The sequence below is a fragment of the Streptomyces sp. CB01881 genome (genome assembly GCF_002953255.1).
Classification (GTDB): Bacteria; Actinomycetota; Actinomycetes; order Streptomycetales; family Streptomycetaceae; genus Kitasatospora.
In genome coordinates this window covers 7,407,331-7,417,761 of sequence record NZ_CP026498.1, presented here as the reverse complement: position 1 = coordinate 7,417,761, position 10,431 = coordinate 7,407,331, and the positions used below count along the sequence as shown (strand labels likewise).

The window sequence follows — 10,431 nt, the reverse complement described above, 5'->3', positions numbered from 1 at the left end:
CCAGGCCGCCCAGCCAGGCCAGGTCGTCGCTCTCGTAGAGCGCGATCCCGTCCTCGCGGGTCAGCCGCTCACCCGCGTAGACCTTCGCCTCCAGCTCGCGCTTGAGCCCTGCGTCCATGCGGTGCCCCGCCTCCTCCGACTTCGAATCGTTGCCGGAACGAGCGTACGCCTATGCCCCCCGCCGGGCTGGCCTCGGCCCGCCCCCCGGGGCGCGTCAGCCGGCGAGCAGCTCCGCGAGCAGCGCCGGTTCGATGTTGCCGCCGCTCACCACGGCGGCCACCACCTGGCCGCCGGTCTGCGCGGCGCGGTGGAAGTACGCGGCCGGGGCGACCGCTCCCGAGGGCTCGGCGACCAGCCGGCCGCGGCGGGCCAGCAGGGCCACGGTGGCGCGGATCTCGTCCTCGGTGACGGTGACGATGTCGTCCACGTAGGCGGTGAGGTGCTCGAAGGGCAGCTCGCCGACCGAGGGGGTGCGCAGCCCGTCCGCGATGGTCCGGTAGGTGTCGGCGACCGGCCAGGAGAGCCGCTCGCCGGCCCGCAGGCTGGCCTGGGCGTCGGCGGCCAGTTCGGGCTCGACGCCGACCACCCGTACGCCCGGGCGGGTGAGCTTGAGCGCGGCCGCCGTCCCGGCGATCAGCCCGCCGCCGCTGACCGGCACCAGGACGGTGTCCAGCCCGGCGGGGGCGTCCTCGGCGATCTCCAGGCCCACCGTGCCCTGGCCCGCGATGATGAACGGGTCGTCGTACGGCGGCACCCAGACGTAGCCGTGCCGCTCGGCCAGCTCGGCCGGCAGCGTGTCGCGCTCCTGCGGCTCGACCAGGACCACCTCGGCGCCGAACGCGCGGGTGGCGTCGACCTTGACCGCCGGGGAGGTGTCCGGCATCACGATCACGGCCTTGATGCCGAGCAGCCCCGCCGCGTACGCCACGGCCTGCGCGTGGTTGCCGCTGGACTGGGCGACCACGCCCCGGGCGCGCTCCTGCGCCGTGAGCGCGGCGAGCCGGTTGTAGGCGCCGCGCGTCTTGAAGGCCCCGGTCGGCTGGAGGTTCTCCGGCTTGAGCCAGAGCCGGCGCTCGCCGTCGGCCGCCCAGGGGGCGGGGACCAGCGGGGTCCTTACCGCCACGCCGGCGATCCGCTGCCGGGCCGCGCGCAGCTCCTCCAGACCGACCAGTGCCATCGTGTTACTCCCCTTCGGTCAGAGGGAGTTCGCTCACCCGGTTCTCCCACTTCGTGGAGAGTACGACGGTCGTGCGGGTCCGGGCCACGCCTTTCGTCCCGGAGATCCGCTTGACCACCGATTCCAGGCCCTCCACGTCGGAGACCCGGACCTTGAGCATGTACGAGTCGTCACCGGCGATGAACCAGCAGTCCTCGACCTCGCCGAGGTCCTTCAGCCGGTGCGCCACGTCCTCGTGGTCGGCCGCGTCGGTCAGCTGAAGGCCGATCAGGGCCGTGACCCCGAAGCCGAGCGAGGCCGGGTTGACCGTCGCCCGGTAACCGGTGATGACGCCGGCCTGCTCCAGGCGGTTGATCCGGTCCGTGACGCTGGGCCCGGAGAGACCCACCAGCCGGCCCAACTCGGCGTAGGACGCACGGCCGTTCTCCCGCAGCGCCTGGATGAGCTGTCTGTCCACCGTGTCCATATACCGTCCGCGTCCTTCCGAACCTCACCAGACCCACAGATCATTATCCGGATTCAAAGGCGCCATGCGCGGAACAACCCGGGTATCGCAGAGAAGATACTCTCCCGCCCGGGGGCTCCCCACTCCCCCTCACTCCGGCTGCGCGGTGTGGCGCGCGGCCGCGCCCAACTCGCCCTCCCAGCGGCGGTACAGCGCGTGCGGTACGCCGACCGCGTCCAGGACCCGTCCGGCCACGAAGTCGACCAGCTCACGGACGGTGGAACCGCCGGCGTAGAAACCGGGCGAGGCGGGGAGCACGACGGCGCCCTGCGCGTCCAGCTCCACCAGGTGCTTCAGCGTCACCCCGTTGAGCGGCGCCTCGCGGACGCAGACCACGAGCGGGCGGCGCTCCTTGAGGGTGACGCTGGCGACCCGCTGGAGCAGGTCCTTGCTCAGGCCCAGCGCGATCCCGGCCACCGCCCCGGTGGTCGCCGGCACCACGAGCATGCCCTTGGCCGGGTAGGAGCCGCTGGACGGGCCGGCCGCGAAGTCGCCGGCCGGCCAGTGGCGGACGTCGTCGAGGCCCCCCTCCGGCATGCCGAGCCAGGCGGCGAGGTCGGTGCGCCAGTGCCCGTCGCGGAAGGAGATGCCGGTCTCGTCGAGGATGGTGAGCCGGGCGGCCCGGCTGACGATCAGGTCCACCGGCTCCCCGGCGGCGAGCAGCGCCCGGATCACGGAGGCGGCGTACGGCGTACCGGACGCGCCCGAGACCCCGACCACCCACGGCTGACGCTTGTCTGTTCCCATGGCCCCCTTTCTATACGGAGGCCCCCGCGACGGCCCCATCCGCCGTCACCCCTGGGAGGATGGGCGCCATGGCAGCGACCCTCGTCGACCTCACCCATCAGGTGACCACCGCGATGCCGGTCTACCCCGGCGACCCGGCCGTCGTCCTGGAGCCCGCCCTCACCACCGCCACCGCCGGGGTGAACGTGCTGGCCCTGCACCTCGGCTCGCAGTCCGGCACCCATGTGGACGCGCCGTACCACGTGGACGTCACCTGGCCCACCCTGGACGGCCTGCCGCTGGAGCGGTTCACCGGGCCGGCGGTCGTCGCCGACCTGCGCGGGCTGGAGCCGCGTGCGGAGGTGACGCCGGAGCTGCTCGCCCCGGCGCTGGAGCGGGTCTCGGAGGGCACCGTCCTGCTGCTGGCGACCGGCTGGGCCCGGCACTGGGGCACCGACGCGTACTTCGCCCACCCCGGCCTGACCGCCGGGGCGGCCGAGGCGATCGTCGCGGCCGGGGTGCGGACGGTCGGCGTGGACGCGCTCAGCGTCGACCCCACCCCCGATCCGGGCCCGGGCGACCCGGCGGTGGCCGCACTGCTGGCCGACCTGACCGACGAGCACGACCAGCCGGCCGCCGCGGAGCCCACCCTGGCCGCGCACCGGGTGCTGCTCGGTGCGCCCGGCGGCGGCGTCATCGCCGAGAACCTGACCGACCTGCGGGCGCTGATCGCGGCCCAGGAGGCCGGGCGGCCGGTGGAGGTGTCGCTGTTCCCGCTGCGGCTGGCCGCAGCCGACGGCGCGCCGGTGCGGGCGGTCGCCCGGCTGGGGTGAGCGGGGCCGGACGGCCCGCCCCTCATTGACACTTGGTCTAGACCATCCCCGCCGGGCGCCGCTACGCTTTCCCGCCATGGCAGAGATCATCGGAGTGATCGAGCAGCTCTGGCGCTACCCCGTGAAGTCCACCGGCGGCGAGCAGCTCGACTCCGTCGACGTGGACGAGCGCGGCCTGGCCGGCGACCGCCTCTACGCCGTACGCGACGGCGCGGGCAAGCTCGGCTCCGGCAAGAACACCCGGCGCTTCCGCCGGATGGACGGCCTGCTCCGCCTCTCCTCCCGGCTCGGCCACCGGCTCGACGCCCCCGAGCTGTTCGACCCGCTCGGCCGGCCGGTGGCCGACCCCACCGCCTTCCTGCGCGCCTACCTCCAGCGCCCGGACGTCGCACTCGCCCGCGAGGACGCCGTCTCCCACTTCGACCAGCTCCCGGTCAGCATCCTCACCACCGCCAGCCTGGACTGGGTGCGCGAGGCCGCGCCCTCCGCCGTCGTGGACGTGCGCCGGTTCCGCCCCAACATCCTGCTGCGCACCCCGCCCGGCACCCCGCCGTTCGTCGAGGACACCTGGTTCGGGCGGGAGGCCCGCGGCGGTGCCCGCGGCGGCGCCCGGCTGGCCTTCGCCCGGTCCAGCGAGCGGTGCGCGATGACCACCGCCGCCCAGCCCGGCCTCCCGCACGCGCCCGAGATCCTCAAGGCCCTCGCCCAGGCGCACGACAACCGCCTCGACGCCCTCGCCGAGGTCGCGACTCCCGGACGCCTGAGTATCGGTGACGTCCTGTCACTGGACTGAGCGCGCGCGGGCCGCCCCCTCCGGAAGGCCGCCAGGCCCGCCGACGGACGCTCCGACCTGGGCCGACGGACGGCTCCCCGCCGATTTCCCCTTCGTCAGATCGCCTTCTTCTCAGGAGACTTGACCACGACCGCCGGTCAGCCGGCCCCGAGCAGGCAGAACGGGTGGCCGGCCGGGTCGGCGTAGACCCGCCAGCCGGCGGCGGCGGAGGGCAGCCGGGTGGCGCCGAGCGCGAGGACCTCACGCTCGGCGCCGTCGAGGTCCTCCACGTCGATGTCCAGGTGCACCTGCTGCGGGTGCGCGGGGTCGGGCCACTGCGGCGGCCGGTGGTCGGCGACGCCCTGGAAGCAGAGGACCGGGCCGCCGTCGCTGTGCAGGGTGGACCACGCCTCATCGAGCCCCCACCGCGGGTCGGGCCGGTCCACCTCGCCGCCGAGCAGGGCCGCGTAGAAGCGGGCCAGCACGGCCGGCTCCGGGCAGTCGAGGACGATGCACTGAAGCCTGCCGATCACGGTGGTCCTCCCGGGACTCTGGATTGGCGGCCATTCTCGCCCGTCGGGCTCCCGCTTTACAGCACGCGCGCAACACCGGGAGCATGATCGGATGATCACGGGAGCAGGATCGCTGGAGGAGCGGGTGGCGCGGCTGCGCCGGGAGCGCGGGCTGCTCACCCCCGCCGAGCTGATGGACCTCGCCGACGAGGGCGTCGTCGTCCTCGACCCGTTCTCGGTCATCGTCTCGCGGCGGGTGCGGCTGCACCCGGAGAACGTGCTCTACCCCGGCGTGGTCATCGAGTGCGACGAGCACAGCGGCTGCCTGGTCAGGCGGGGGAACGTCCTGCACGGCGGCACCCTGATCACCGCCACCGGCGGCGGGACCGTCGTGATCGGCGCCCGGTCGGAGATCGGCGAGGGCGGCGCCCGGATCAGGGCGGCCGGCACCGACGCCATCGACATCGGCGACGGAACCCGGCTCGCCGGCGGCGCCGAGGTGACCGGCACCAGCCGGATCGGCTCCGGCGCCCAGGTGCTCGGGCAGGTCTCCGCCCGCTCGGTCACCCTGGCCGCCGGACACCCGTACACCTACCCTGACCCGGACGGCCGCGGCGCCGTCCTCAAGGGCTTCGGCCGGGCCCTGGGCATCCGGCTCGGGGTGGGCGAAGTGGTCAACGGCAGCGGCGACTTCCGCGACGCGCCGGTCGAGCGGCAGCGGATCTACCACCCGGAGGCGCCGCACCTCGCCTGAGGGCGGCGGCGCCGCCCGCGGGACACCTCGGGACCGCCGGGCTGTCCGGCGACGGCAGGCGGCCGGGGCGACGGGCGGCGACCCGCCGCCGGGCCCAGGTCAGCGGCCGGTCGCCGCCCGGGCCGCCACGGCCGCGACGAGGCGCTCCGGGCCCTGCGGGCCGTACCCGAGGAACAGGTTCGGCTCGATGAGCTCCAGCTCCATCACCACGGGCTCCCTGGCGCCGTCCAGCGCCAGGTCCACCCGGGCGTAGAGCAGTCCTTCGGCGGACGGCGCCGCCGCCAGGGCCGCCCGGGCGGTGCGGAGCTCGGCCCCGGTCGGCTGATGGGCGACGAGGTCCGGGTGCGGCGTCCGGAGGTTGTCGATCACGCCGGGCTCGGTCAGCACCGGCCCCTTGCGGATCGCGTGGCTGAAGTCGCCGTCGACGAAGACCAGCGCCCGTTCGCCCTCCGCGACCAGCGGCAGGTACGGCTGGACGACGACGGCGCGCCCCTGGTCCAGCAGCATCCGGGCGTGGCGGGCGGCGTCCGCGGCCCGGCCGGGCAGGTAGCGCGCGGTGTCCCGGGCACCCGCGGAGACCGCGGGCTTGACCACCACGCCGTCCGGGTGGTCGAGGTCCCCCTGCTCGAACGGGCCGCCGGGTTCGAGGATCCGCGTCGGCGTGACGGGGAGCCCGCGTCCGGCGAGTTCCAGCAGGTAGCGCTTGTCGCTGTTCCAGCGCACCACCGGGGCCGGGTTCCACAGCCGGGTGACGCGGGCCGTCGCGTCGGCCCAGGCCAGGAACTCGCCCAGCCGCTCCGAGTAGTCCCAGGCCGACCGGACGACCGCCAGGTCGAACCGCTCCCACCCCGGCGCTTCGGCGTCCCAGGCCACCGACTCGGCCGCCAGGCCGGCCGCCCGCAGTGCGTCGACGAGCAGCGGGAGGTCCGGGTCGAGGTCCGCGTAGGCGAGGCAGGTGACGACGGCGATCCTGGCAGTACCCACTCGACTCTCCTGTCTCCCTACCCGACGGTGCCCAGTGTAGGGACGGCCGCGGCGGCCACGGGGCCCACACGTCCGGGTGACCATCCCGGCCGACGGCAGACTTCTGCGGCAGGCTCCCCTCGTGGCTGACGCAGCGTCAGGCCGACCGGACGAACCGACGGAGACCTCCATGGCGAACACCCCGACCGACCGCAGGTACACCAAGGACCACGAGTGGGTACTGCCCCGGGGCGGAAAGGTGCTGGTGGGCATCTCGGACCACGCCCAGAAACAGCTCGGGGACATCGTCTTCGTGGAACTGCCCAAGAAGGGCGACAAGATCGACGCCAACAAGCCGTTCGGCAGCGTCGAGTCGGTGAAGTCGGTGAGTGAGGTCTACGCACCGCTGGCCGGCACGGTCAGCGCCGTGAACGAGACCCTCGACGACTCGCCCGAACAGGTCAACGACGACCCGTACGGCGACGGCTGGATGGTCGAGTTCACTCCGTCCGATCCCGCGGCCCTGGACGCGCTGCTCTCCGCCGACGAGTACGCCGACTTCATCAAGGAAGGGACCGACGGGTAGCGGCCGGCCCGGAGCGGGCCGGAGCGGGCCGGCCGGTCGCAGGCGGCTTCCGGCCGCCCCGGCCGGCCACCGGGCGCCTATGCTGGCCGACGTGATCGCGATACGACTGGAGCGGCTGCGCCCGGACCACGCGGAGGCCCTGCTGTCGTTCGAGCGGCAGAACCGGGCGTACTTCGCCAGGTCGGTTCCGGACCGCGGGGACGCCTACTTCGAGCACTTCTGCGACCGACACCGTGCCCTGCTCGCCGAACAGGACGCCGGGGCCTGCCACTTCCACCTCGTCATGAGCGACGACGGCACCCTGCTCGGCCGGGTGAACCTGGTGGACGCCGAACGCGGAGAGGCCGAACTGGGCTACCGGATCGGCGAACAGGCCGCCGGCCGGGGCGTGGCGACGGCCGCGGTGCTGGAGGTCTGCCGGCTGGCGGCGGCCGGGTACGGGCTCTCCGCGCTCACCGCCGTCGCCACCCTCGACAACCCGGCGTCGACAGCCGTTCTCCGCCGTACCGGCTTCACCCCCGTCGGGGAGCTCGTCATCAACGGACGCCCGGGCGTCAGGTACCGGCGCCGCACGACCGGCTGAGCGGGTTCAGCCCAGCGCCCGGGCGCGCGCCACCACCTCGGGCGAGGCCTTGGCCACCGAGCCGCTGTCGAAGGGCGGTTGGGGGTCGTACTCGGTGTAGAGCTGGATGGCCTCGGCCGTGAGGTCGTCGGTGAGCAGGGCGGCGAGCCCCAGGGCCAGGTCGATCCCGGCGGAGACGCCGGCCGACGTGACGATCCGGTCGTGCCGGACGACGCGCTCGGCGGTGTAGGTGGCGCCGTAGCCCTCCAGGTCGGCGACCGCCTCCCAGTGGGTGGTGGCGGTGTGCCCCTTCAGCAGCCCGGCCGCTCCGAGCACCAGCGCGCCGGTGCAGACCGAGGTGGTGAAGCGGGTGGTCTCGTGCACCCGCCGCACCCAGTCGAGGAAATCCGCTTCACCGACCAGCGGCCGCACCCCCACGCCGCCCGGGACGAGCAGCACGTCACAGGCCTCGACCTCCGAGTACCGGGTGGCCACGTCGACCCGCAGCGCGCCGAGCACATCGGTGACCCGCCCCGGTTCGGGCGCGACGAAGCGGACCCGGGCGCCCGGCACATGCCCCAGGATCTCGTACGGACCGATCGCGTCGAGCGGCTCGAAGCGGTCGAAGAGCGGGATCACGATGTCCATGTCCGCGAGCGTAGGCACGAGTTGCGCGACTCGCCCAGGCCTGAACCGGGAAGTTCACGAGATCGGGTGGCCGCCCCCGCCCCCGGGAATACGGGCTCCTCGGCGCGGCCCCGGCGGCCGGAGGGGGAAGGGCCCCGGAACAGGCCGTTCGGCGGCGGCACGGTGGAACAGCGCACGTGGGGGCTACGATGAATCCGCATCTGAAGCTGTTTTTCCTGGCGCCGGACTCCGGAGTGTTGCGCACCACTGGGGCCCTCCTCTCCCCTGCCGGCGTCGCGGCCGCAACACGGCCATGACGCAGCACGGCAGTCGGTCTGCGGAACAGTCAACTCCTCGCCCAAGGCGGCAGATTGTGACCACGAACGGTCCTGTGGACCTCGTCCGCCTCACCGACGACGAGAACGGCGTCGTCGTCCGCGTGACCGGGCCGACAACCGTCAACGGCCCCTTCTGGGACGGCTGTTTCGAGGCCGACATCACGGTGACCAGCGGGTTCGCGAACGGCCGGCTCACCGAGGTCTTCCTGCTGCCGGAGGACCTGGACGATTGGGAGGCGGCCCTCGACCGCCTTTCCGCGGGCCAGGAGGTCGAGTGGATGGACGACGGCCGCAACCCGGAGATCCGGATCGCCCTCCAGGGCCCCTACGGCACCCCGCACGGGCCGCTCGACGCGATCGAGGTGACGGTGCGGGACGCGGCGGCGTCGCTCACCTCGGCCACCGTGCTGGTACGCCTGCCCGACGGCTGGATCGACGCCCAGCGACGGCAGCTCGCCCTGGTCCGCACCGTCTGGCCCTGGGAACCGCGCTGACGGACACAGCAGGGGCGAGGACCACCCCCACCCGCCCGGGAAGGACCAAGGACTCGTGACCGCCTACACCCTGCGCCCGGTCGGGCACGTCGAATCGACGCCGACCGATCGGGCGGCCGCACCCCGGCAGCCCGACGAAGGGGCTCCCGACGCCTGGCTCGTCTTCGACGACCAGTACGCCCCGGCCCTGGAGGGCCTCACCCCGGACCGCTGAGCGTCGGGACGGCCCGGGACGGCTCGGGCCCGGCGGACCGGCCGCGGACTACGCCGGCCGGGCCTGCGCCGCGGACGGTCGGCGCAGGGCGTCGAGTTCGGCGGCGACCGCGGCGCGGATCGCGTCGTGCTGCGGCCCGAGGGCGTACTGCTCGTCGCTCCAGCGGTCCGCCGGGTAGAGCCAGACCGGCTTCTGCACCAGGTGCTCCGGCTCCCAGTCGAAGCGGGGCCAGACGTGGGCGTGCAGGTAGGTGTCCCTGTTGCCGAGGATCTCCAGGTTCACCCGTCGGAACGCCGGATCGGCGGCACGGCAGGCACGTTCAACCGCCTCACCGAGCCGGTCCATGTCCGCGAGGTACCCGAGCCGGCGCGCGCGGGGAAGGTCGGAGAGCCGCTCGACGTCCGGTTCGTCCGTGAGCAGGATCGAGTACCCGGGGAGGAACTGCACGTCCCCGATCACGGCGAACCCGGTGCCGAGGCGGCGCAGGACGGTGGGGTTCTCGCCGCGCAGGGCGCTGCCGATCCGGTCCGAGCGGAAGTCGGCGGTGTTGGCGGTGTCGGCGGTGTCGGCGGTCATGCGCCGATGCTACGGCCGGAGGCGGGGCGGCCGGGCGGGCCCGCGAAAACCGCGTGGAACGCCGTGGCCTCCGGCTCTACGGTGATCCGGTGACGACTCAGGTGATCGTGCTGAACGGCGGGTCCAGCTCCGGCAAGTCCGGCATCGTCCGGTGCCTCCAGGCGGTACTGCCGGATCCGTGGCTCGCAGCGGCGATCGACTCGCTGATCGAGATGATGCCGGCCTCCATGCAGGCCTCGGACCTCGGGATCGAGATCGCCGCCGACGGCGCCGTGGCCATCGGATCGACGTTCCGGGAGTTGGAGGCCGCCTGGATGGCGGGGGTCGCCGCGATGGCCCGGGCAGGCGCCCGGATCGTCGTCGACGACGTCTTCCTCGGCGGAGCGCAGTCCCAGGAGCGCTGGCGGGACGTCCTCGACGGACTGGACGTGCTGTGGGTCGGCGTCAGGTGCGAGAGCGCGGTGGCCGCGGGCCGCGAGATCGCCCGCGGGGACCGGGCCCCGGGCATGGCCGCACAGCAGGCACCGATCGTCCACCGGGGCGTGGTCTACGACCTGGAGGTGGACACCACGCACACCGAGTCCCTGGACTGCGCGCGGACCATCGCCGCGCGGGTCGCCGGTGACGGGACCGGCGCCCGGACCAGGTGGGACGACGAGAACACCCCGGTCACAGGCGCCCGGCTCGACGGGCACCTCCGCTAGCGCGGACGCTCCCGACGACCCCGTCCGGTCCGCCGGGGCGGGGCTCACGCGTTCTGTCGTCCGGCCCGGCGGGGCCCGTGCGGTGCGG

At 74.1% G+C, this 10,431-nt stretch carries 15 protein-coding genes; 8 read left to right on the top strand and 7 right to left on the bottom strand.

Annotated elements, in window-relative coordinates; genetic code table 11:
* Positions 1 to 214: 214 nt before the first annotated feature.
* The 3 genes from C2142_RS22330 to C2142_RS22320 all read right to left on the bottom strand — a co-directional run bounded on the left by C2142_RS22330 (position 215) and on the right by C2142_RS22320 (position 2,429).
* Entirely contained in the window at positions 215 to 1,177 is a 963-nt protein-coding gene (locus C2142_RS22330; RefSeq protein ID WP_148644299.1) for a threonine/serine dehydratase, read from the bottom strand.
* A gap of 4 nt (positions 1,178 to 1,181) precedes the next feature.
* Complete coding sequence (locus C2142_RS22325) at positions 1,182 to 1,643, bottom strand: Lrp/AsnC family transcriptional regulator (RefSeq protein WP_148644298.1); 462 nt, start codon at positions 1,641 to 1,643, stop codon at positions 1,182 to 1,184.
* A 129-nt stretch (positions 1,644 to 1,772) separates the two neighbouring features.
* Positions 1,773 to 2,429 (bottom strand): UbiX family flavin prenyltransferase, encoded by a 657-nt coding sequence (locus C2142_RS22320; protein ID WP_148644297.1) that lies wholly within the window; start codon positions 2,427 to 2,429, stop codon positions 1,773 to 1,775.
* A 68-nt stretch (positions 2,430 to 2,497) separates the two neighbouring features.
* Between C2142_RS22320 and C2142_RS22315 the strand changes: the two genes are divergently transcribed.
* Positions 2,498 to 3,241, top strand: coding sequence for a cyclase family protein (locus C2142_RS22315; RefSeq protein WP_148644296.1), 744 nt, complete (start codon positions 2,498 to 2,500; stop codon positions 3,239 to 3,241).
* 76 nt (positions 3,242 to 3,317) lie between these two features.
* Positions 3,318 to 4,034, top strand: coding sequence for an MOSC N-terminal beta barrel domain-containing protein (locus C2142_RS41675; RefSeq protein ID WP_148644295.1), 717 nt, complete (start codon positions 3,318 to 3,320; stop codon positions 4,032 to 4,034).
* Between the two features lie 137 nt (positions 4,035 to 4,171).
* On the opposite strand, the gene C2142_RS22305 is transcribed toward C2142_RS41675, so the two are convergent.
* A complete protein-coding gene (locus tag C2142_RS22305) occupies positions 4,172 to 4,546 on the bottom strand; it encodes a VOC family protein (protein WP_148644294.1) in 375 nt (124 codons plus the stop codon).
* A 91-nt stretch (positions 4,547 to 4,637) separates the two neighbouring features.
* On the opposite strand from C2142_RS22305, the gene C2142_RS22300 reads away from it, so the two are divergent.
* Complete coding sequence (locus tag C2142_RS22300) at positions 4,638 to 5,279, top strand: hypothetical protein (RefSeq protein ID WP_148644293.1); 642 nt, start codon at positions 4,638 to 4,640, stop codon at positions 5,277 to 5,279.
* A gap of 99 nt (positions 5,280 to 5,378) precedes the next feature.
* Here C2142_RS22300 and C2142_RS22295 read toward each other — a convergent pair whose 3' ends face one another.
* A complete protein-coding gene (locus tag C2142_RS22295) occupies positions 5,379 to 6,263 on the bottom strand; it encodes a hypothetical protein (RefSeq protein ID WP_148644292.1) in 885 nt (294 codons plus the stop codon).
* Between the two features lie 169 nt (positions 6,264 to 6,432).
* On the opposite strand from C2142_RS22295, the gene gcvH reads away from it, so the two are divergent.
* Complete coding sequence (gene gcvH / locus C2142_RS22290) at positions 6,433 to 6,828, top strand: glycine cleavage system protein GcvH (protein ID WP_148644291.1); 396 nt, start codon at positions 6,433 to 6,435, stop codon at positions 6,826 to 6,828.
* Between the two features lie 79 nt (positions 6,829 to 6,907).
* Entirely contained in the window at positions 6,908 to 7,411 is a 504-nt protein-coding gene (locus C2142_RS22285; protein WP_148644290.1) for a GNAT family N-acetyltransferase, read from the top strand.
* 6 nt (positions 7,412 to 7,417) lie between these two features.
* Here the strand turns inward: C2142_RS22285 and C2142_RS22280 are convergent, their stop codons facing one another.
* Complete coding sequence (locus tag C2142_RS22280; protein ID WP_148644289.1) at positions 7,418 to 8,038, bottom strand: DJ-1/PfpI family protein; 621 nt, start codon at positions 8,036 to 8,038, stop codon at positions 7,418 to 7,420.
* 352 nt (positions 8,039 to 8,390) lie between these two features.
* On the opposite strand from C2142_RS22280, the gene C2142_RS22275 reads away from it, so the two are divergent.
* Both C2142_RS22275 and C2142_RS22270 read left to right on the top strand, forming a co-directional pair.
* Positions 8,391 to 8,849, top strand: coding sequence for a DUF5959 family protein (locus C2142_RS22275; protein ID WP_148644288.1), 459 nt, complete (start codon positions 8,391 to 8,393; stop codon positions 8,847 to 8,849).
* Between the two features lie 55 nt (positions 8,850 to 8,904).
* Complete coding sequence (locus tag C2142_RS22270; RefSeq protein ID WP_241002721.1) at positions 8,905 to 9,063, top strand: hypothetical protein; 159 nt, start codon at positions 8,905 to 8,907, stop codon at positions 9,061 to 9,063.
* 48 nt (positions 9,064 to 9,111) lie between these two features.
* Here C2142_RS22270 and C2142_RS22265 read toward each other — a convergent pair whose 3' ends face one another.
* Complete coding sequence (locus C2142_RS22265) at positions 9,112 to 9,639, bottom strand: diadenosine tetraphosphate hydrolase (RefSeq protein ID WP_148644287.1); 528 nt, start codon at positions 9,637 to 9,639, stop codon at positions 9,112 to 9,114.
* Positions 9,640 to 9,728: 89 nt separating this feature from the next.
* Here C2142_RS22265 and cpt point away from each other — a divergent pair, with 89 nt between their 5' ends.
* The gene (gene cpt, locus C2142_RS22260) at positions 9,729 to 10,343 is read left to right on the top strand and encodes a chloramphenicol phosphotransferase CPT (protein WP_148644286.1); all 615 of its coding nucleotides are present in this window, start codon (positions 9,729 to 9,731) and stop codon (positions 10,341 to 10,343) included.
* Positions 10,344 to 10,431 lie beyond the last annotated feature (88 nt).